Origin of the sequence: Hydrogenophaga sp., assembly GCF_030651625.1 — a bacterium.
Taxonomy (GTDB): Bacteria; Pseudomonadota; Gammaproteobacteria; order Burkholderiales; family Burkholderiaceae_C; genus Hydrogenophaga.
Window position 1 is genome coordinate 67,093 of the sequence record NZ_JAUSCF010000009.1, and the last position, 20,548, is coordinate 87,640.

15 protein-coding genes and 3 riboswitches are annotated in these 20,548 nt (G+C 64.6%); of the genes, 2 read left to right on the top strand and 13 right to left on the bottom strand.

Annotated features, from left to right (window positions below):
* The first annotated feature begins 27 nt into the window (after positions 1-27).
* A complete protein-coding gene (locus tag Q7V46_RS03830) occupies positions 28-696 on the top strand; it encodes a DsbA family oxidoreductase (protein ID WP_304912187.1) in 669 nt (222 codons plus the stop codon).
* Positions 697-751: 55 nt separating this feature from the next.
* On the opposite strand, the gene Q7V46_RS03835 is transcribed toward Q7V46_RS03830, so the two are convergent.
* The 7 genes from Q7V46_RS03835 to Q7V46_RS03865 all read right to left on the bottom strand — a co-directional run bounded on the left by Q7V46_RS03835 (position 752) and on the right by Q7V46_RS03865 (position 9,885).
* On the bottom strand, positions 752-2,305 hold the full coding sequence (locus Q7V46_RS03835; protein ID WP_304912188.1) for a cryptochrome/photolyase family protein: 1,554 nt from the start codon (positions 2,303-2,305) through the stop codon (positions 752-754).
* A 7-nt stretch (positions 2,306-2,312) separates the two neighbouring features.
* On the bottom strand, positions 2,313-2,480 hold the full coding sequence (locus Q7V46_RS03840) for a DUF2256 domain-containing protein (protein WP_304912189.1): 168 nt from the start codon (positions 2,478-2,480) through the stop codon (positions 2,313-2,315).
* Positions 2,477-4,402 carry a radical SAM protein gene (locus Q7V46_RS03845; protein WP_304912190.1) on the bottom strand — a complete coding sequence of 642 codons (1,926 nt, stop codon included), beginning with the start codon at positions 4,400-4,402 and terminating at the stop codon, positions 2,477-2,479. Before Q7V46_RS03845 ends, Q7V46_RS03840 begins: the two co-directional genes overlap by 4 nt.
* A 197-nt stretch (positions 4,403-4,599) precedes the next feature.
* Positions 4,600-6,063, bottom strand: coding sequence for an L-serine ammonia-lyase (locus tag Q7V46_RS03850; RefSeq protein ID WP_304912191.1), 1,464 nt, complete (start codon positions 6,061-6,063; stop codon positions 4,600-4,602).
* A gap of 22 nt (positions 6,064-6,085) precedes the next feature.
* A complete protein-coding gene (locus Q7V46_RS03855; RefSeq protein WP_304912192.1) occupies positions 6,086-7,342 on the bottom strand; it encodes a D-amino acid dehydrogenase in 1,257 nt (418 codons plus the stop codon).
* A gap of 171 nt (positions 7,343-7,513) precedes the next feature.
* Positions 7,514-7,609, bottom strand: a riboswitch (glycine riboswitch).
* A gap of 57 nt (positions 7,610-7,666) precedes the next feature.
* The gene (locus Q7V46_RS03860; RefSeq protein ID WP_304912193.1) at positions 7,667-8,683 is read right to left on the bottom strand and encodes a tripartite tricarboxylate transporter substrate binding protein; all 1,017 of its coding nucleotides are present in this window, start codon (positions 8,681-8,683) and stop codon (positions 7,667-7,669) included.
* A 32-nt stretch (positions 8,684-8,715) separates the two neighbouring features.
* Complete coding sequence (locus tag Q7V46_RS03865; RefSeq protein ID WP_304912194.1) at positions 8,716-9,885, bottom strand: M20 aminoacylase family protein; 1,170 nt, start codon at positions 9,883-9,885, stop codon at positions 8,716-8,718.
* Between the two features lie 104 nt (positions 9,886-9,989).
* On the opposite strand from Q7V46_RS03865, the gene Q7V46_RS03870 reads away from it, so the two are divergent.
* Complete coding sequence (locus Q7V46_RS03870; protein WP_304912195.1) at positions 9,990-10,898, top strand: LysR family transcriptional regulator; 909 nt, start codon at positions 9,990-9,992, stop codon at positions 10,896-10,898.
* 50 nt (positions 10,899-10,948) lie between these two features.
* Here the strand turns inward: Q7V46_RS03870 and gcvP are convergent, their stop codons facing one another.
* The 6 genes from gcvP to Q7V46_RS03900 form a co-directional block, all read right to left on the bottom strand.
* Positions 10,949-13,846 (bottom strand): aminomethyl-transferring glycine dehydrogenase, encoded by a 2,898-nt coding sequence (gcvP, locus tag Q7V46_RS03875; protein ID WP_304912196.1) that lies wholly within the window; start codon positions 13,844-13,846, stop codon positions 10,949-10,951.
* A gap of 216 nt (positions 13,847-14,062) precedes the next feature.
* Positions 14,063-14,431 carry a glycine cleavage system protein GcvH gene (gene gcvH / locus Q7V46_RS03880; protein ID WP_304912197.1) on the bottom strand — a complete coding sequence of 123 codons (369 nt, stop codon included), beginning with the start codon at positions 14,429-14,431 and terminating at the stop codon, positions 14,063-14,065.
* A 127-nt stretch (positions 14,432-14,558) separates the two neighbouring features.
* Positions 14,559-15,689 carry a glycine cleavage system aminomethyltransferase GcvT gene (gene gcvT, locus Q7V46_RS03885; RefSeq protein ID WP_304912198.1) on the bottom strand — a complete coding sequence of 377 codons (1,131 nt, stop codon included), beginning with the start codon at positions 15,687-15,689 and terminating at the stop codon, positions 14,559-14,561.
* A 64-nt stretch (positions 15,690-15,753) separates the two neighbouring features.
* Positions 15,754-15,866, bottom strand: a riboswitch (glycine riboswitch).
* Between the two features lie 12 nt (positions 15,867-15,878).
* A riboswitch (glycine riboswitch) is annotated at positions 15,879-15,998 on the bottom strand.
* A 58-nt stretch (positions 15,999-16,056) separates the two neighbouring features.
* Positions 16,057-17,358, bottom strand: coding sequence for an ABC transporter substrate-binding protein (locus Q7V46_RS03890; RefSeq protein WP_304912199.1), 1,302 nt, complete (start codon positions 17,356-17,358; stop codon positions 16,057-16,059).
* Positions 17,355-18,674, bottom strand: a complete 1,320-nt coding sequence (locus tag Q7V46_RS03895) for a TAXI family TRAP transporter solute-binding subunit (RefSeq protein WP_304912200.1) — start codon at positions 18,672-18,674, stop codon at positions 17,355-17,357. Before Q7V46_RS03895 ends, Q7V46_RS03890 begins: the two co-directional genes overlap by 4 nt.
* Positions 18,675-18,813: 139 nt before the next feature.
* Positions 18,814-20,499 carry an electron transfer flavoprotein-ubiquinone oxidoreductase gene (locus tag Q7V46_RS03900; RefSeq protein WP_304912201.1) on the bottom strand — a complete coding sequence of 562 codons (1,686 nt, stop codon included), beginning with the start codon at positions 20,497-20,499 and terminating at the stop codon, positions 18,814-18,816.
* Between the last annotated feature and the right edge of the window lie 49 nt (positions 20,500-20,548).

Consider the following 20,548-nt stretch of genomic DNA (forward strand, 5'->3'; position numbering starts at 1 on the left):
GCCGGACTGGCGCCTACCATTCCAGTCATGACCATCCCACTCAAGATCGATTTCGTGTCCGACGTGTCCTGTCCCTGGTGCGCCGTGGGCCTGGGCGCGCTGGAAGAGGCCTTGAACGCCGTGAAGAGCGATGTGCAGGCCGAACTGCACTTTCAGCCCTTTGAGCTCAATCCGCAGATGGGCCCAGGCGGCCAGGACATTGGTGAACACCTCACCCAGAAGTACGGTTCCACAGCGGAGCAGCAACGCCAGATCCGCGAGACCATCCGGCAGCGCGGTGCCGAAGTGGGCTTCACTTTCAATCCGGAAGGTCGGGGCCGCATCTGGAACACCTTCGACGCCCACCGGCTGCTGCACTGGGCAGCCCAGGAAGGCCAGCCGGGGCAGCAACACGGGCTGAAGAAGGCGCTGCTGGCGGCCTGCCACACGCGCTCCGAATCCATGGAAACGCACGACGTGTTGCTGGCCTGTGTGGCCGAAGCCGGCCTGGATGTGAAGCGGGCCGAGGCGGTGCTGGCAGCGGGCGAATTTGCGGACGACGTGCGCGAACGGGAGCAGTTCTTCACCAGCCATGGCATCCGCTCGGTGCCGGCGGTGATCATCAACGACCGCCACCTCATCTCTGGCGGTCAGCCGGCTGCGGTGTTCGAGCAGGCATTGCGACAGATTGCAGCGGAAAGTCAGGCGTCCACCTGATGTGGTCCCGGATGGAGAGCAGACCCGCGCTGGTCGAACAACCGGTGGGGTCGACTCAGCCCTGAGCAGCACGATGCGCTTCTGCCTGTGACCCAATCGCCTCCCGCGCTGCCACATCCAGCCGTTCGAGGTTTTTCATCTGCATGGCCATGCGCGGGTTTTTGCGCAGCAGGGCTTCGTGGCGGGCCAGGAAATCCCAGTACAGCGTGGTGAACGGGCAGGCTCTGGCGCCCGTGGATTGCGCGGGGTCGTAGCGGCAGCCCTTGCAGTGGTTGCTCATGCGCTGGATGTATTTTCCGGTGGCCACGTAGGGCTTGCTGGCCATCACGCCGCCGTCGCCGAACTGGCTCATGCCCAGCGTGTTGGGCAGTTCCACCCACTCAACCGCGTCCACATACACGCTCAGGTACCAGCGGTGCACGGCTTGCGGCTTCACACCCAGCAGCAGCGCATAGAGCCCGGTGACCATGAGCCGCTGGATGTGGTGGGCGTAGCCGTGTTGCAGCGTCTGACCAATGGCGTCTTTCAGGCAGGCCATGTCGGTCTCGCCAGTCCAGTACCAGGCGGGCAGCTCGGCCTGGGCGTTCAGCGCGTTGCGTTCGAGGTAATCCGGCATCTGCATCCAGTAGATGCCGCGCACATATTCGCGCCAGCCCAGGATCTGCCGGATGAAACCTTCCGTCGCGGCCAGGGGTGCATGGCCGCTGTCGTGCGCGGCTTCGGCGGCGGCCACCACCTCGCGCGGGTTCAGCAGCTTGAGGTTGAGCGCGCAGCTGAGGTGAGAGTGGTACAGCCAGGCCTCGCCCGACCACATGGCGTCTTCATACTGGCCGAACAACGGCAGACGTTCCCGAACGAAGGTGTCCAGCGCCTGCAAGGCTTGTGCGCGGGTCACCGGCCAACCAAACTGCTGCAGGCTGCCCGGGTGCTTAGCGAAGCGGGAACGCACCACATCAATCACTTCACGGGTGATGTGATCCGGCTCAAAGCGTGAGGGTGGCGGCACGTTCTGCGGCCCGGTCTTGCCGAACGACTCGCGGTTGTCGGCATCGAAGTTCCACTGGCCGCCCACGGGCTGCTTGCCGTCCATCAGGATGTCATGCTTTTGACGCAGCTCTCGGTACCAGTATTCGAGCCGCAGCTGTTTGCGCCCCTTGGCGTGAGCCGCAAATTCGCGCACGGTGCTGAAGAAGTGGGTGTCGTCGCGCAGGTCCAGCGGCAACTGGTGTCGTTCGGCCACGCTGCGCATGGCTTGCAACACGCGCCAGTCCCCGGGCGCCGTGAGCACCAGGCCGGTGGGGTGCAGCGCGTCAATCGCGCGACTCAGTTCGCCGGCCAGCGTGCCGGTGTTGTCTGCGTCACCAAGGTGGGCGTAGCGAACTGGCAGGCCTTTCTTGCGCAGGTGTTCTGCGAAGTGGCGCATGGCGCTCAGGAACACCGCGATGCGCTGCTGGGCCGACCAGACGTGCTCGGACTCCTCGGCCACCTCGGCCATCCACACCACGTCCTGGGTGGGGTCGAAGTCCTGCAGGGCGCTGGACGCTTCATCCAGCTGGTCGCCCAGCACGATGACCAGGTGGCGCACATGCGTGGGCAGCGTTTTCTTCATCGAATTTTCAGAGTTGCTTCACGGTGGACTTGCGGGCGCGGCAGGCGTCGGAGCAGTACAGCACCGATTCCCAGTTCTTCGCCCAGGCCTTGCGCCAGGTCATGGGTCGCCCGCACACCGCACACAGCTTGCTGGGCAGCGCGTGCTTGTTGCCTTTGAAGCCGCTGTTTTTCACGCGGTGGCGCCGGGGCGGCTCAGCGCCTTGGCGATGCGGTTGCGTTTGACGGTGGCGCGCGGCACCTGCTGCGGCAAGTGTTCGAACCATCGGCGCACATCGTCTTCCACGCACAGGCCGTGCATGTAGTTGTAGATGGCCTTGCGCAGGCCGATGCCCAGCGCTTCGTGGTCGGTGCCGGTGGGATCATGGAAGCCGATGTCGTTCTTCGCAAAACTCACCGGCGGCAGCGGGACAAGTTCAATGCCGTATTCGGCCGGGTTCATGCCCACCGGTGAATGCACGGTGCAACTGAAACGGTGAAAGAAGCCGCTCTGGATGCAGCCGGCCTCAAACAGCTGGCGAACGTATTCCAGCGCGTCCACCGTGTCTTGCAGCGTCTGGGTGGGAAAGCCGTACATCAGGTAGGCGTGCACCAGGATGCCGGCGTCGCTGAAGCCCTTGGTCACGCGCGCCACCTGTTCCACCGACACGCCTTTTTTCATCAGGGTCAGCAGCCGGTCGCTGGCCACCTCCAGGCCACCGCTCATGGCAATGCAGCCGCTTTGTGCAAGCAGCTCCGCCAGTTCGGGTGTGAAGGTTTTTTCGAACCGGATGTTTCCCCACCACGAGATGTTGAGCTGGCGCCGGATCAGTTCCTGGGCCAGTGCCTTCAGCGCCTTCGGCGGCGCGGCTTCATCCACGAAATGGAAGCCGGTCTGGCCGGTCTCGTTCACGATGGCTTCGATGCGGTCGACCAGCGTGGTGGCGGTGGCGGTTTCGTAGCGGCCGATGTAGTCCAGGCTCACGTCGCAGAAGCTGCACTTTTTCCAGTAGCAGCCGTGTGCCACGGTGAGCTTGTTCCAGCGGCCGTCGCTCCACAGCCGGTGCATGGGGTTGAGCATGTCCAGGAGGCTCAGGTAGTGGTCCAGTGGCAGGCCGTCCCAGGTGGGCGTGCCCACGTCTTCAAAGGGAATGTCGGGCTCAACGAGGTTGATGTACTGCACCTGTCCTTGTTCGTTCCGCATGAAGGTTCGCACCAGTCGCTGCCTCGAGCGCTGGCCGCGCAGGTGTTCCATCAGTGCCAGCACTGGTCGCTCGCCTGCGTCCAGGGTCACGTAGTCCACGAAGTCGAACAGTCGGGGGTCGCTCAGCTCGCGCAGTTCGGTGTTCACAAAACCGCCGCCCAGCGCGATGTGGACCATCGGGTTGTGAGTCTTGATGGTTTGCGCGATGCGCAGCGCGGCGTACACCGATCCCGGGAACGGCACCGACAGCAGCACCAGCGCGGGCTGGTGCTGTGCCAGCGCTGCAAGCGTGAGGTCTTGCAGCAGCCGGTCTACCAGGGTGGGGGGTGCGGCCAGCGCCTGGGCCAGCGGGTCGAAGGTGGGCTGGCTGCTGGCGAGGGATTCGGCGTAGCGCACGAACTCGAAACGGTCGTCGACCGCGTCGCGCAACACATCGGCCAGGTCGTTCAGGTACAGCGTGCACAGGTGGCGAGCCTTGTCCTGCACGCCCAGCGCACCGAAGGCCCAGGCCAGTGGGTCGCCGCTGCCGTCGTCTTCATAAGCGTCCAGCGCGGCAAAGCGCGGGCCTTCGGGCAGCAGGCCGCGCGCAGCAATGCGGTGGGCCAGCGTCGAATCACGCCCCTGCAGAAAACGGATCACGGGCCCGATGGTGGCGCGGTAATGGTCGAACTGGTCCAGGAAGGCATGCACGCTGCCCGTGCGGTCTCGCTCGGGCAGTTCCAACGCCTGCCCACGCACAGCTTCCAGCCCGGCCGGCGTGAACAGCTTGAGCACCAGCGCCAGCGCCAAGTCCGCCTGCACCGCATCCACGCCACGCGAGCGCAGGAACCCCGTGAGGTAGGCGGTGGACGGGTAGGGCGTGTTGAGCTGCGTCATCGGCGGGATGAGGCTCAGCACGCGAAATTCGGATGTCATGGGGGTAGCTATGGTGCGAAGCAACGAGCTTAGCCCAAGAAGAAAGGGAGGGCTCGGTCACCGAGCAGTGCCCCTGCCAATACATTTCCGGTATGAGTGCTTCCATCCAGAGGTGCCCTGGAACCGGCTCCGCCGGGCCAGTGGCACCGCCCCCCTCCCAGGGGGGTGACGCCGAAGGCGGCGCGGGGGGTACTTTTCTAGCACTCAACGATATTCACCGCCAGCCCACCCCGCGACGTCTCCTTGTACTTGGTCTTCATGTCGGCCCCGGTCTCGCGCATGGTTTTGATCACCTTGTCCAGGCTGACGAAATGCGTACCATCGCCGCGCAGTGCCATGCGCGCGGCGTTGATGGCCTTGACCGCTGCAATCGCGTTGCGTTCGATGCACGGAATCTGCACCAGGCCACCGACGGGGTCGCAGGTCAGGCCAAGGTGGTGTTCCATTCCAATCTCGGCGGCGTTCTCCACCTGCTCGGGCGTGCCGCCCATCACCGCGCACAAGGCAGCGGCGGCCATCGAGCAGGCCACACCCACTTCGCCCTGGCAGCCCACTTCGGCGCCGCTGATGCTGGCGTTCTCCTTGTAGAGGATGCCGATGGCCGCCGCGGTGAGCAGGAAGTCGACCACGCCGTCGTCGGTGGAGCCCGGTCCGGCGCCGGGCCGCCCCAAGCCGGACGCGTCCCCCTCGGGGGGGCAGCCGCGCAGCGGCGTGGGGGGCGGGTTCAGGAAGCGCGCGTAGTAGTGCAGCACGGCGGGCACGATGCCGGCCGCGCCGTTGGTGGGCGCGGTGACCACCCGGCCGCCGGCAGCGTTTTCTTCGTTCACCGCAAGGGCATACAGGTTGACCCAGTCGAGCACGGCCAGGGGGTCGGTCAGGGCTTTTTCCGGGTGTGCCGTCAGGTCATGGTGCAACTGGTGGGCACGGCGTTTGACCTTGAAACCGCCTGGCAACACGCCTTCGGTCTGACAGCCACGCACCACGCAGGCTTGCATCACGTTCCATATGCGCAGCAAGCCACCGCGCACGTCGCTGTCGCTGCGCCAGTGGCGTTCGTTGGCCCGCATCACGCTCGCGATGGACAGACCGTGTTCCTGGCAGCGCTGCAGCAACTCATCGCCAGAGCGAAACGGGATGGGCAGTTCGGCGGTGTCGGGTGCAATCGCTTTTTGCCGGCTGCCGTCGGCCGCCACTTCTTCGCTGACCACGAAACCACCGCCCACCGAGTAATAAGTGCGTTCGGCCAACAACTTGCCGCTGGCGTCCCAGGCGTTCAGGCGCATGCCGTTGGCGTGAAAGGGCAGGGGCTGGCGGTAGAAAGACAGGTCTTCGCGGTCGTTCCAGGGCACCGCGTGTTCGCCCAGCAGCGGGATGCGGGCCGTGCTTCGGATGGCGTCGACGGTGGGCCCCACCGAGTCGATGGGCACGGTTTCGGGATCGTGCCCGCACAGACCCAGCAGCACCGCCTTGTCGCTGCCGTGGCCCTTGCCGGTCGCACCCAGCGAGCCATACAGGCCGCAGTGCACACGTGCCACCTGGGCCAGCAGGCCCTGCGTGTGCAAGCCCCCCACGAACAGGCGCGCGGCCCGCATGGGTCCCACGGTGTGCGAGCTGCTGGGTCCGATGCCAATCTTGAACAGGTCGAAGGCGGATATGGCCATGATGGACTCCGGGGGGCGGTGCTCAGGGAGCGACGGGCGATGTGAACAGCACGCGCGCGGGCTGCTGCTGTGCTTGCCACTGTGCCACGTGCTGGCCCAACTGGTGCGCGGTGATGGCAGAAAGCGTCCAGCCCAGGTGGCCATGGCCGGTGTTGTAGAACACATTGGCGCGGCGGCCGGCGCCCACGCGCGGCAGCATGCTGGGCATCATGGGACGCAGCCCCGCCCACGGTTCCACGCGGCGCGTGCTCACACCGGGGAAGCAGCGGTTGACCCAGTCCACCAGCGGGCGGATGCGGTCCGCGCGAATGTCGAGGTTGAAGCCGTTGAATTCGGCCGTGCCGGCCACTCGGAAGCGATCGGCGCCCAGGCGGCTGGTGACCAGCTTGGTTTCGTCGTCCAGCAGGCTGACGTGGGGCGCAGCCGCCTGGCTCTGTTCGTCGTTCAGCATCACGGTGATCGAGTAACCCTTCACCGGGTACACGTTGAGCCGGTCGCCCAGCTGCGCGCCGAGCGCCCGGCTGTGGACGCCGGCGCTCACCACCACCGCGTCGGCGCTGAGCACCTCGCCGTTGGCCAACGTCACCTGCGCGGTGTGATCGTCGCTCTTCACATGCGTCACGCTCTGGCCGGTGAGCAGTTTCACGCCAAGGCGCTCACAAGCCAGGCTCAGGCCATGGGTGAACTTGTGGATGTCACCGGTGCTGTCGCTCTCGGTGAAGTAGCCCCCGAAATAGTCGCCCTGCAGCGTGGGTTCGATGGTGCGCATTTCTTCGGGTGTGACCGCGCGGCGCGGCAGGCCGCCCTCATCCAGCAACTTCGACACCTCACCCGCATGCTCGAAGCCTGCCCGGTCGCGGTAGATGTGCAGAATGCCTTGGCGCTTCAGGTCGAAGTCGATGCCTTCGGTTTCGGCCCAGCTGAACAGGTGCTCTCTGGCGGCCACCGCCAGACGGGCCGTGGCCACGGTGTTGTCGCGGTACTTCGGGATGTTGGCCATGAATTCGGCGAACCAGCTCAGCTTGTGCCAGCTCGGCTTGGGGTTCACCAGCAGGGGTGCGTCGGCCTTGAGCATCCATTTCAGTCCTTTGATCAAGGTACTGGGATGGGTCCACACTTCGGCGTTGGAGGCCGACAGCTGGCCGCCGTTGGCGTGGCTGGTTTCCATGCCAGCGTAGCGGTGCTTCTCGACCAGGGTGACGCGGTGGCCTTGCCTGGCCAGGCTGTAGGCGCTGGTGACGCCGGTGATGCCGCCGCCGATGACGATGAGGTGTGTCATGGGAATCTCGCTTTCAGGTCGTCAAACATAGGTGGACACGGCCCGCACACCGTGTGCGGGCACATGACCCCCTCTGTTTGGAACCTGAGAGATTCACCACCCCGTGTGGGGGATGGCTTGCTCCTGCGGTGGGCCGGGAGACGAATCCTGACCGCTCTTCAGAGTTGTGAAGCGTGTTGATCGGTCCTTTTGCCTGAGAGTTTCCGGGGCGGTTGCTCCTTCGGCGCCGGTGCCTTTTCAAGGGCCGGTCTCTCCCGATCAATGCGTGAGAGTTTAGGTGCTCGGCTTCATGGCATCAAGTGGGCCGTCACCGGGGGGCTGCGTTCACTGGACCGCCTGGGCTTGCAGGTTGATGCTCTTGGCGATGGCGCGGTAGCGCTCGGTCTCCTGTTTGAACAGGCTGGCCAGAGCGGCGGGGTTGCTGGGGCTCATGACGTTGTTGCCGGTCGCTTCGAGGGACTTGCGGACATCCGGGTTCTGCAAGGCCGTGTAGAAGGCCTGGTTCAGACGCTGGACCACGGCATCGGGTGTGTCCTTGTGCACCTGAACACCGGCCCAAACCTCGAATTCCATGGCTTCCAGGCCGGGCATGGTGGCCAGGGCCGGGTACTGACTGAACAACGGATGCGGCTGCTTGGCGGTCACGCCCAGGCCGCGCATCTTGCCTTCATTGACCGCCTGCATGATGGAACCGGCCATGGGCAGAAAGGCCATGTCGATCTGCCCCCCCATCAGGTCGGTCATGACAGGTGCGATGCCGCGGTAGGGCACATGGGTCAGCGGAATGCGCGCATCTTGCGAGAGCTTCTCACCGATGAGGTGGTAGAGCGAGCCGGTGCCCACACTGCCGTAGGACAGTGGCCTGCCATTGGCGTTTTTCGCCAGTGCAATCAGTTCGCTGACGCTGTTCACGCCCAGGTTGCTGCGCACCGCCAGAATGGTGCTGGTGGATACGAGATGGGCGACCAGCTTCATGTCCTTCGTCTTGTAGCGGACACCCTGAACCGCCAGGGGGGAAAGCATCAGCTCCATGGGCGAACCCAGGATGACGGTGTGCCCATCGGCGGGTGCGGACAGAGCCCTCGTCACACCGATCGTGCCGCTGGCGCCACCGATGTTTTCCACAATGATGTTCTGCCCCAGGTTCTGGCTGGCCAGGGATTGCACCTGTCGGGCAATGTGGTCCGAAGGACCGCCCGCCGGGTAGGCAACGATCATGTTGATGGGCTTGGTGGGGAAGCCCTGGGCCTGAGCGATGGTGACGCTGGCGGTGATCAGCAGACCGATGGCGGCCAGGCTGGCGCCTGCGACGAGTGCCTGGATGCTGTTGCGTACATTCATGATTTGTCTCCTCTTTGGGTTGGGGGGGTGGGTCAATAGGGGGAAAGCAGTTCGTTGACCAGCGCGATCCAGTAGCTCGCGCCGGGGCCAATGTTGTTGTCATTGAAGTCGTAGGCCGGGTTGTGCACCATGCAGGCGCCGGGTTCGCCATCGACGCCGTTGCCAATGAACAGGTAGCTGCCGGGCACTTTTTCGAGCATGAAGGCGAAGTCTTCGCTGCCAGTGAGCTGGGTGCCCTGCGGGTTCACCTGGTGGGCGGGGAAATGTTTTACCGCCACCTCCAGCGCGCGGGCGGTCTGCTCCGGGTCGTTCACCAGCACCGCGTAGCCGGTGCGCCAGTCGATCTCGGCCCGCACGCCGAAGCTCTCGGCTTGCAGGCGCACGGTCTCGTGCAGACGGCGCTCCAGGTCTCGACGCACCTGCGGGTCCAGCGCGCGCACGCTGATCTCCAGCCGCGCTTCTGCCGGAATCACGTTGTTGGCCCGGCCGGCGTGGATGGCGCCGACCGTGACCACGGCCGCCGTCTGCGGGTCGACGTTGCGCGACACCAGGGTCTGCAGCGCCATCACGATTGAGGCGGCAGCCACCACCGGGTCGGTCGCCTTGTGCGGCATGGCGCCGTGCCCACCGTTGCCGTGCAGCGTGACGGTGACGTAATCCGACGAGGCCATGGTTGGCCCGCTGCGGAACACCAACTGGCCCTGTGGATAGCCTGGCATGTTGTGCATGGCAAAAATGGCGTCGCAGGGAAAGCGCTCGAACAGGCCGTCCTCCATCATCTTCAGCGCTCCGCCGCCGCCTTCTTCGGCGGGCTGGAAGATCAGGTTCAGCGTGCCGTCGAACCGGCCCTGCTGCGCCAGGTGCTGGGCGGCCGCCAGCAGCATGGCGGTGTGACCGTCGTGGCCGCAGGCGTGCATCACGCCGTGGTGGCAGCTGGCCCAGGCCGCGCCGGTGGCCTCGGCGATGGGCAGCGCGTCCATGTCGGCGCGCAGGCCGATGGAACGGTTGGAAGTGCCGCGCTTCAACTGCCCAACCACGCCGGTGCCGCCCAGGCCGGTGCTGACCTCAAAACCCCAGGCACCGAGTTGGGCCGCCACCAGCGCAGCGGTGCGGCGCTCGTTGAAGGCCAGCTCGGGGTGCTGGTGAATGTCGCGGCGCAGCAGGGTGAATGCCTGTACCGCCGCGTCGCTGAGTCGATCCATCGGATTTCTCCTGAACATGAACTTTGTTGCATGTTAGGAAGTCGTTGAATTAAAGTCCAATGCATTGATCAGTAATAACCTATGCATTTCACAGGAGATCAGGGATGACCCTCGTGCAACTCAGGCACTTCGTGGTGCTGGCCGAGGTCGGCAGTTTTGTGCAGGCGTGCAAGGTGCTGTTTCTCACGCAGCCCGCGCTCACGCGCAGCATCCAGGCGCTGGAAGACGAACTGGGCGGGCAGCTCTTTGACCGGCTGGGCCGGCGCATCTCGCTCACGCCCTTCGGCCACGAGGCGCTGCAGCGCGCGCGCCGCCTCGTGGCCGATGCCGAGGCGCTCAAGCAAACCGGCAAAGGACTGCATGCGGGTCTGATCGGCAGCTTGCGCGTGGGCCTGAGTTCGGGCCCCGGTGCCCTGCTGTCGATGCCGCTCATGCTCCACATGGCTGAGCACCACCCGAAGCTGCGGTTGCAGATCTCGCGCGGCAACACGGCGGTTCTGATCGATGCCTTGCGCGAACAACTGCTGGACGCGGCCGTGGTCGATGTGCGCTCGGTGCGACCCTCGGCCGACCTGCAGTTCGCACAGGTGTTCGAGTTGGCCGCAGGCTTTCTGGTGCGCCCCGACCACCCGCTCACGCTTTTGGGCCGGTCCGTCACCCTGGACGAGGTGATGGCTTACCCGGTGGCGTCCACGCCGCTGAGCGACGAGGTGGCGCGCTTGCTGATCGGGCGCTACGGCCCGCAGGCCAACCCCTACGACATGGTCACCTTGCGCTGCGACGAAACCCAGAGCATCGTCGAGGTGGCGCGGCACAGCCTGGCCATTGTGCTGACGGCAGAGGCCGCAGCGCCTGGGCTTGTGCCGCTGGACATCAGCCCGCCGCTGAACGCCGCGGCGCGCTTCGGCCTGGTCACGCTGGCGCAGCGCCAGGAGGCACCAGCCCTGAGGCTCTTGCGCGAGCAACTGCCAGAGTGGGTCGATGGCTTTCAGTGTATGGCCACCGCGCCATGAAAAAGGGCGCCATCGGCGCCCTTCTGGATAAGGTCTGCTCCTCCAGCCCGTCAGCCCAGTTCGCTCACGGGCACGCAGCTGCAGAACAGGTTGCGGTCGCCGTAGACGTTGTCCACACGACCCACCGATGGCCAAAACTTGGTGTTGACCGCCGGTCCAGAAGCCGCTGCAGCCAGTTCGCGCGAGTAGGGGTGGGTCCACTCGCTGGTGAGCACGCTGGCGGCGGTGTGTGGCGCGTTCTTCAGCGGGTTGTCATCCTGCGGCCACTCGCCTTTTTCAATGCGGCGGATCTCGTTGCGAATGGCGATCATGGCGTCGATGAACCGGTCCAGCTCTTCCAGCGTCTCGCTCTCGGTCGGCTCGACCATCAGTGTGTTGGCCACCGGGAAACTGAGTGTGGGTGCGTGAAAGCCATGGTCCATGAGGCGTTTCGCCACGTCTTCGGCCATCACGCCGCTGCTCTCCTTGAGACCGCGCAGGTCCAGGATGCATTCGTGCGCCACGTGGCCGTTGGCCGAAGCGTACAGCGTGGGGTAGTGGTCGGCCAGGCGTTTGCTGATGTAGTTGGCACTGAGAATGGCGGTTTCGGTCGCGTGCTTCAGGCCGTCGGCACCCATCATGCGGATGTACATCCAGGAAATCGGCAAAACGGCGGCGTTGCCCAGAGGCGCAGCGCTCACGGCTCCCACGCCACTGTGGATGCCTGCCGTTTTGTGTCCCGGCAGGAACGGCACCAGGTCTTCCACCACACACACCGGACCTACGCCCGGGCCGCCGCCACCGTGGGGAATACAGAAGGTCTTGTGCAGGTTCAGATGGCTCACGTCGCCACCAAACGCGCCCGGGGCGGCGACACCCACGAGGGCGTTCATGTTGGCGCCGTCCACATACACCCGCCCGCCGTGTTCGTGCACCAGGGCGCACAGCTCTTTCACGGTGGTCTCGAACACGCCGTGGGTGCTGGGGTAGGTGATCATCACCGCCGCCAGATTGGCACTGTGCTGTTCGCACCTGGCTTTCAGGTCGGCCATGTCCACGTTGCCGTTGTCGTCGCACCTGGTCACCACCACCGTCATGCCCACCATCTGGGCGCTGGCCGGGTTGGTGCCGTGGGCGCTGCTGGGGATCAGGCAGATGTTGCGGTGCGCCTCACCGCGCGAAGCGTGGAACGCCTTGATGGCGAGCAGGCCGGCGTATTCACCTTGTGAACCTGCGTTCGGCTGCAGGCTGATACCGGCATACCCTGTGGCCTGGCACAGCCAGGCGCGCAGTTGCTCATCCAGCAGTTGGTAGCCCTGCAACTGGTCGGCCGGCGCGAAGGGGTGCACATTCGAAAACTCGGGCCAGGTGATGGGGATCATCTCGCTGGTGGCGTTGAGCTTCATGGTGCACGAGCCCAGCGGGATCATGCTGCGGTCCAGCGCGAGGTCCTTGTCAGAGAGCGCACGGATGTAGCGCAGCATGCCGGTCTCGCTGTGGTGGCTGTCGAACACCGGGTGGGTGAGGAAAGCACTGGTGCGGCGCAGCTCGGCGGGGATGCGTGGTTCTACGCCTTTTTCGAACTGGTCAAAAAGGGGAAGGGCAGCGCCATCTTGCGCGAACACCTTCCACAGTTGCGTGATGTCTTCGCGCGTGGTGGTTTCGTCCAGCGCAATGCCCACATGCTGGTCCCATGAAAGGCGCAGGTTCATACCGGCATCACGGGCGCGTTGCACCCAGGCCTGAGCCTGTTTGTCGCTGGCCGCCTTGAGGGTCACGGTGTCAAAAAACGCCTCGCTGGTGAGCTCACAACCCACTTGTTCCAGACCGTGCGCCAGGATGGCAGCGTAAGCGGCCACGCGCTGTGCAATGCGCTTCAGGCCTTGTGGACCGTGGTACACGGCGTACATGCTGGCCACCACGGCCGGCAGCACCTGTGCGGTACAGATGTTGGACGTGGCCTTCTCGCGGCGGATGTGCTGTTCACGCGTCTGCAGCGCCAGGCGGTAGGCGGGGTTGCCGTGCTTGTCCACGCTCACACCCACCAGGCGGCCGGGCAGACTGCGCTTGTATTCGTCGCGGCAAGCCATGAAGGCGGCGTGTGGGCCACCGGCGCCCATGGGCATGCCGAAGCGCTGGGTGGTGCCCACCACGATGTCAGCGTCCCATTCGCCCGGCGGCGTGATCAGCGTGAGCGCCAGCAGGTCGGCACAGACGATGTAGGCGGCCTGCTTGCCATGCGCTTTTTGCACATCGGCTCGCTGGTCTTCGATGCGCCCGCTGCTGCTGGGGTAAGGGGCCACCACGGCGAAATAGTCGTCCCTGGCCAGGGCCTCATCCCACTGCGCGGCAGAGTTCGCCACCGTCACAGTGATGCCCAGCGGCTCTGCGCGTGTCTGGATCACTTCGATGGTTTGCGGATGGCAGTCGCCGCCCACCACGATGGTGTTTCCCTTGGCCTTGACCGAGCGCTTCGCGAGTGTCATGGCCTCGGCCGCAGCGGTGGCTTCGTCGAGCATTGATGCGTTGGCGATCGCCATGCCGGTGAGGTCGGTCACCATGGTCTGGAAATTCACCAGCGCTTCCATGCGGCCCTGGGAAATCTCTGCCTGGTAGGGCGTGTAGGCCGTGTACCAGGCCGGGTTCTCCAGCACGTTGCGCAGGATCACGCCCGGTGTGTGGGTGCCGTGATAGCCCTGACCGATGAAGCTCTTGAGCAGGCGGTTCTGGCCTGCAATGGCCTTGAGCTCGGCCAGCGCTGCGGCTTCGGTGACCGCCGCAGGCAGGTCCATGCCCACGCTGCGCGCAATGCTGCGCGGCACGATGCTGTCGATCAGCGATCGGCGCGTGGCCTCACCAATGACCGAGAGCATGTGGGTTTCATCGGCTTCACTGACGCCGATGTGGCGGGCAATGAATTCGCTGGGATTTTCTAGTTCACCCAGTGGTTTGACGGCGGGCATCAGCATGGCTTGCCTTTGGAGAGAAGTTGATCAGCGGTTGTTGAAAGGGTGTGGCGCCCGAGCGTCGAGGGCCATGGATGCGACTTGAAACAACGCGGGCGGGCCATCAATACCTCCGGCGCGAAATGCCTTGTTCCAGAGATACCGTGCAGCCGGCTCAGCCGGGCCACTGGTATCGCCCCCTTGAGAGGGGCGCGCGCAGCGCGGCGGGGGTGGTCACTTTCACCCTGCAGCGAAGGCGTCGTAGGCGGTCTTGTCCAGCAGCGCGTCCACTTGTGAGGCGTCAGAAAGCTTCACCTTGAAAAACCAGCCCGTCGCCAGCGGGTCGCTGTTGGCCAGCGAGGGATCGGCGCGCAATGCCTCGTTGACTTCCGTGATTTCGCCGCTGATGGGCATGTACACGTCGGCTGCAGCTTTCACCGACTCGACCACACCGGCCACGTCCTTCTGCGCAAAAGTCTTGCCCACTTCGGGCAAGTCCACGAACACCACGTCGCCCAGGGCGTCTTGCGCGTGGGTCGTGATACCGACGGTGGCAATGTCACCCTCCACAGTGATCCATTCGTGGTCTTCGGTGTACTTGGTGGTCATGGGGTCTCCTGTGAAATGGGTAGGTTGAGAGTGAGGGGATTCCGGTCGATGGCCACCGCAGAACCGGCTTTGCCGGGCTGCTGGTGGCGTCCCCCTTCAAGGGGGAAGACGCGAAGCGGCGAGGGGGTCATCCCCTGTAATATCGGTTCGGCACGAAGGGCAGGGCAGCCACTTCCATGGGCACCACCTTGCCGCGCACGATGGCGTGCACACGCGTGCCCACGGCAGCATTCACCGGTGTCACATAGCCCATGGCCACAGGCTTGTTGGCCGTGGGGCCAAGCAGGCCACTGGTGACTTCACCGATGGTGTCACCCTGCAGGTTCTGCAGCTCGGTGTGTTCCCGCACCGGGACGCGCTCCAGCGCGATGAGGCCCACGCGCTGGCGGGCCAATGGCTGCGTGCCGTCCAGCTGGGCAAGCACCGTGTCGGCTCCGGGGAACCCGCCGGCGCGTGCACCATCCGTGCGGCGCACCTTCTGCATGGCCCACTTCAGCGCGGCCTCGACCGGTGTGGTGGTGGAGTCGATGTCGTTGCCGTACAGGCACAGGCCAGCTTCCAGTCGCAGCGAATTGCGCGCACCCAGGCCAATCGGCTTCACTTCGGGCTGGGCGAGCATGGCGCGGGCCAGCGCCTCTGCGTGCTCGCCGGGCACGGAAATCTCGAATCCATCTTCGCCCGTGTAGCCGCTGCGGGTGACGAACAGGTCGGCACTTTCCCATTCAAAGGCGGCCCCGGTCATGAAAACCAGTCGTTCCACGCCTGGAACCAGGCGCTGCAAGGCGTCCACGGCCTTTGGCCCTTGCAATGCCAGCAATCCGCGATCAGGCAGGGCCTCGACCTTGCAGAGTGCGCCAATGGTGCCCTGGATGTGGGCAATGTCGCCTACCTTGCAGGCGCCATTGACGATGACGAAAAGGTCTTCGCCCCGGTTCACCAGCATCAGGTCGTCGATGATGCCGCCGGCTTCGTTGAGCAACAGCCCGTATCGTTGTTTGCCTACCGGAAGATCGACCACGTCCACCGGCATCAGGGTTTCGAACGCCGCCGCAGCGTCTTCGCCGATCAGCCTGAGCTGGCCCATGTGGGACACGTCGAAGAGGCCAGCCGATGCACGGGTGTGGTGGTGTTCCTGCAGCACGCCCATCGGGTACTGCACGGGCATGTCGTAACCGGCAAAAGGCACCATGCGTGCACCCAGCTCAAGGTGCAGGGCTTGGAGCGGGGTCTGAAGCAGTTCGGCGTCGAGAGGTGGCACGGCAGACTTTCAATGGTATTGAAACGGAGGCAGAACCCGCAGACGGGTTTCACGGTTCATCCGTGTCTGCCCCTCTGTCCGCTCTACCTGAGAGATTCATGCGGACGATGCCGCATTTGCTCCTTCGGTGGACCGCCTGCACCTGGTGGTGGGTGGCCTCTCTCCAGTGGGGAACACCGCCGGTGAAAGCGGTGGTTGTCAGTCCTTTTGCCTGAGCGTTCAGGGGCCCATCTGTTTTCAGACAAGCACCATGCGCCTTCGGCGAACCCACGGCAACACGCTCGGGGGTTTCTCTCCTGACAGAGGCGAATTCTAACGGCATGTGCCCGCCCCATGGGCGAATGCACCGGCGCCATGGGCGGGAATCTCAAGCTCCGGCGCTGCGCAGGGCCATGAGCCGGTGACGCGCATGCTGCAGGTGCTCGCGCAGGGTGTACCAGCGGTCGGCGAAGCGATCAGGCAGCTCCATGTTGGCCACCTGTCTCTCCAGCAGGTCCAGTCTGGAGAGGGCTGCACGCAGTGCGGCGGGATCGGTGGAGGTGATGCTGGACATGTCTTGCTCCAGAAACTTCAGTTCCCCGTAGAAATGCTGCAGGGCGGCGTCGACCCGCCATTCGATGTAGCGCGGGGCGCGCCAAAGCAGCAGGCTGCCCAGAACAGCGATGGGCAGCACAGCGAAAAGCCACAGCTGGGTCCATTGCGCTTTGCGGAAGGGCAACAGCGTTTCCATCAACGGGCGCTGACCCTGGGCATACCGCTGCGCGGTGGGCGAGACGGCAAAGTCGCTGCCCAGGGTGGTGGGGTACACACCCTGCCGTTCAAGAAAACCGGCCATCACATGGAGTTCGCCAGCCACATCGAGCAACGCCCGCTGCACTGCGGGATGCAGGTCGGGACGAACCAGCAGATGGGTCAGTGTGACCATGGTGGGCAGGTCGGAGGCGGGCAGGTTGCTGCGCAACTCGATCGACCCCTGGGGCATGATGACGGCGCGAAGGTGGGGTTCCCGAGCGGCCAGTGCACCAGCCCGTTCGATGCCCAGAATGTGCATGTTGTCCATGCGCGCCAGCGCGTTGGCGGTCTGGGAGTCGCCGGTGGCCACATGAACCACGGCATCGACTTCGCCCTCGGCGAGGGCAGCAATCGCCGCGTCCCCCACCTGGCTTGTCAGCGTGACTTCGTCTTCCTTGATGCGCAAGTGGGCCAGTAACAGGTTCATGGCCAGGCGATTTGACGAATCATCAACCGACGTCGCGATGCGCTTGCCGCGCAATTGCTCGATGTGCTCGATGTTGCGTCGGGCGACCACCCAGATGATCTCATGGCCCACCACCGACAGCGCGTGTACGCCGGTGCCCTGGGGCGCGTAGAGACCCTGTGCGAAGGTGATATCGATGGATGGGTCACCTGCAACCATGCGGATCAGCGGGTCTTGCGGGCGGGGGTGTGTGACGATGTCCACCGCCAGGCCCAGGTGTTCCAGCCGATTCGCATAGGCACGTGCCAGTTGCAGGTAGCTGCTCTGCGCCGGGCCGGTCCCGATCACGATCCTGCTGGGTGGCAAGGGGTCCCAGACCCGTGCCACCAACGCGAGCAGAAGTCCCAGCAACAACACGATGGGGAGGTAGAGCAGCCACCAGCGACGGCGGTAGAGCAGCAAGAGCTTCATCGGCCGCGGTACCCCCGGATGCGGGAGCGGACGAAGTCCACATGCTGGTGCAAGGTATACCAGCGTTGTGCAAGTTCTTTCGGCAGTTTCAATGTCCCGATGGCCAGATCCATTTCGCGCAGGCGGCCATCGATGCGGCTGAGCTCCATGCCGCCCACATCCACGTTCCTGTTGATCAGGTCGTTTTCGATGAACTTCAGTTCGCCGTACCAGCGTGTGATGCGGCTCTCCAGGCGCCACCTCACCCAGGCGGGCACCACGCGGAACAGAGCCAGAGTGAGCAGCAGCAACGGCACGCAGATGATGAGCAGGCGCTGCAGCACCTGCACCCACCAGAAAGGCAGCAGGTTTTCCAGTGTTCCCAGGCCACGAAGCAGCACCTGCCTCGCCTCCGGTGCCGAAGGAAAGTCGCTGGATCGCAGCGATGGAAATTCGCCTGCGCGGTGGAAGGCACCGGCTTCCCCGTGCACCTCAACCGCCACCGCGGTGGCGATGCGCTTGAGCGCGGGGTCCAGGTCCTGCCGCACCAGCAAATGGGCCGGCGTGGTCAGCATGGGTGTGTCCGAGGGTGGCAAATTGGGCCCCATGCCATCTTGTGGCAAAAGCCGGCTTTCCAGGTAGTTGTTGCGTTCGGCAATGGCTGTCGTGCGTTGCAGCGTCGCCAGCGTCAACGACGGGTTGACCAGCAGCGTCATCACACCAGGCGAGGTCGGGGACGCCACCATGAACACAGCGTCGATTTCGCCCCGCGTCAATGCCTCGCTCGCCGCCAGCCCGCTCAGATCCGACCAGATCAGCTCATCCATGCCGATGCGTTGCTGTGTCAGCAGTCGCTGCAGCAGCACGCGGTGCCCGCTGCGCTCCGGGCCGGCCGCCACCCGCAGGCCGCTGAGCTGCAGAAGGGAGCGGATGGGTGGGTTCCGGCTGAACAACCACAGCGCTTCGATGTCCACGCTGGCCAGCGTTTGCACGCCATCATCCCTGCTGTGCTCGCTGGTCGGCGATGACCACCCGTACCCGCCTTGCACCAGTGCCAGGTCTGCTGCTGGTGGCTTGGCCTGAAGCCGCTCCAGGTTTTGGGAAGACCCTTCCGATACCAGCACAGTCAGCTCGATGCCCCTGCGACCAAACGCTTCGACGTATCGCTTGGCGTACAGCTGGTAGGCCCCATCGCCCAGGCCCGTGCTGATGGTCAGTTTCGTGGGCGGCATCGGGTACAGCCTGACCCACACCAGGCTGGCCAGCGCCAGTGCCAGCACCGCCAGCGGCAGGCGGATCATCAGCCAGCGGTGTTGGTACAGGGCAGCAGAGTTCATCGGTTGGCTCAGGACTCAATGACCACAGAATAAAGCAAGGTTACGCAACGCAATGTCTTTTTGAGGGGATGCGGCGTGGGTGATGCACGCACAGACCAAAAAAAGACCGCACGGGGCGGTCTTCTGAGGGGTGATGCAATCACATGCCAGCGTAATTGGGCCCACCACCGCCCTCGGGCGTGACCCAGACGATGTTCTGCGTCGGGTCCTTGATGTCGCAAGTCTTGCAGTGCACGCAGTTCTGCGCATTGATCTGCAGTCGGTCGGTGTTGTCCTCGTTCTTGACGAACTCGTACACGCCAGCCGGGCAATAACGGCTTTCTGGTCCGGCAAATTTCGCCAGGTTGATCTGCACCGGCACGCTCGTGTTCTTCAGTGTCAGGTGGGCAGGCTGATGCTCTTCGTGGTTGGTGTTGGACACGAACACACTCGAGAGTCTGTCGAAAGTGATCACGCCGTCGGGCTTGGGGTAACTGATCTTCGGCATCTCGGCCGCCGGGCGCAGCTTCTCATGGTCCGGGGTGGTGTTGTGCAGCGTCCAGGGCGGGTTGCTCACACCCACCTTGGGCAGGAACCAGTGCTCCACGCCTGTCATGAGCTTGCCCAGCATCGGGCTCTTCTTGAACCAGTTCTTGAAGTTGCGGTAGGTCCAGAGCTCTTCATGCAGCCAGCTCTTTTCGAACTTCTCGGTGAAGGCGCTGAGCTCGTCGCTGCTGCGGCCTGCCGTCACGGCCTCGAAAGCCGCTTCGGCGCAGAGCATGCCGCTCTTGATGGCTGCATGGCTGCCCTTGATGCGCGCGGCGTTGAGGAAACCCGCGTTGCACCCGACCAGCGCGCCACCGGGGAAGGTCAGCTTGGGCAGCGCCTGGGGCGTGCCGTTGTTCAGCGCACGGGCGCCATATCCAAGGCGTTTGCCGCCCTCGATGTGGGCCTTGATGGAGGGGTGGGTTTTCCAGCGCTGCATCTCTTCAAACGGCGACATCCAGGGGTTCTGGTAGTCCAGCCCCACCACCAGACCCAGTGTGACCTTGTTGCCTTCCAGATGATAGAGGAAGCCGCCGCCGAAAGTGTCCGCGTCCATGGGCCAGCCGGCGGTGTGCACCACCAGGCCCGGCTTGGCCTTGTCGGCCGGAATCTCCCAGAGCTCCTTGATGCCGATGGCGTAGGTTTGCGCGTCCTTGCCTTCGGTGAGGTTGAACCTGGCGAGCAACTGCTTGCCCAGGTGTCCGCGCGCGCCTTCGGCAAACACCGTGTACTTGGCGTGCAGCTCCATACCGATCTGGAAACTGTCGGACGGCTCGCCGTCCTTGCCGACCCCCAGGTTGCCGGTGGCCACGCCCTTGACCGAACCGTCGTCGTTGTAAAGCACTTCCGCTGCGCTGAAGCCAGGGAAGATTTCCACACCCAGTGCCTCGGCCTGCTCACCCAGCCACTTGGAAACGGCGCCCAGGCTGATCACATAGCAGCCGTCGTTGTGGAAGTTGCGAGGTATCAGCCAGTCGGGTGTGCGGGTCGCACCGGTCTCGCTCAGCACCAGCAGGTCGTCGCCGGTCACGGGCTGATTCAGCGGTGCGCCCAATTCCTTCCAGTTCGGGAACAACTCGGTGATGGCCTTGGGGTCCATCACCGCGCCGCTGAGGATGTGGGCACCGGGTTCCGAGCCTTTTTCCAGCACGCAGACATTGATCTCGCTGCCCTTTTCGGTGGCCATCTGTTTCAGCCGGATGGCGGTCGACAGGCCTGCCGGGCCCCCACCCACCACGACCACGTCGTACTCCATGGCTTCACGGGGGCCGTAGGTGCTGAGGATCTCTTCAGGGGACATGGGGTGGTCTCGCTGGTTTTCAGGGTTGTCGGGGGCGCTGTGTGTCTGC

Excerpts from the sequence above, each read along its gene's own strand:
- gcvP (WP_304912196.1), bottom strand. The coding sequence starts at position 13,846 with ATGCTGATGCCCGCCGTCAAACCACTGGGTGAACTAGAAAATCCCAGC.
- Q7V46_RS03850 (WP_304912191.1), bottom strand. The coding sequence starts at position 6,063 with ATGGCCATATCCGCCTTCGACCTGTTCAAGATTGGCATCGGACCCAGC.
- Q7V46_RS03845 (WP_304912190.1), bottom strand. The coding sequence starts at position 4,402 with ATGACATCCGAATTTCGCGTGCTGAGCCTCATCCCGCCGATGACGCAG.
- Q7V46_RS03865 (WP_304912194.1), bottom strand. The coding sequence starts at position 9,885 with ATGGATCGACTCAGCGACGCGGCGGTACAGGCATTCACCCTGCTGCGC.
- Q7V46_RS03830 (WP_304912187.1), top strand. The coding sequence starts at position 28 with ATGACCATCCCACTCAAGATCGATTTCGTGTCCGACGTGTCCTGTCCC.
- gcvH (WP_304912197.1), bottom strand. The coding sequence starts at position 14,431 with ATGACCACCAAGTACACCGAAGACCACGAATGGATCACTGTGGAGGGT.
- Q7V46_RS03900 (WP_304912201.1), bottom strand. The coding sequence starts at position 20,499 with ATGTCCCCTGAAGAGATCCTCAGCACCTACGGCCCCCGTGAAGCCATG.
- Q7V46_RS03890 (WP_304912199.1), bottom strand. The coding sequence starts at position 17,358 with ATGAAGCTCTTGCTGCTCTACCGCCGTCGCTGGTGGCTGCTCTACCTC.
- Q7V46_RS03895 (WP_304912200.1), bottom strand. The coding sequence starts at position 18,674 with ATGAACTCTGCTGCCCTGTACCAACACCGCTGGCTGATGATCCGCCTG.
- Q7V46_RS03835 (WP_304912188.1), bottom strand. The coding sequence starts at position 2,305 with ATGAAGAAAACGCTGCCCACGCATGTGCGCCACCTGGTCATCGTGCTG.
- Q7V46_RS03855 (WP_304912192.1), bottom strand. The coding sequence starts at position 7,342 with ATGACACACCTCATCGTCATCGGCGGCGGCATCACCGGCGTCACCAGC.
- Q7V46_RS03860 (WP_304912193.1), bottom strand. The coding sequence starts at position 8,683 with ATGAATGTACGCAACAGCATCCAGGCACTCGTCGCAGGCGCCAGCCTG.
- Q7V46_RS03870 (WP_304912195.1), top strand. The coding sequence starts at position 9,990 with ATGACCCTCGTGCAACTCAGGCACTTCGTGGTGCTGGCCGAGGTCGGC.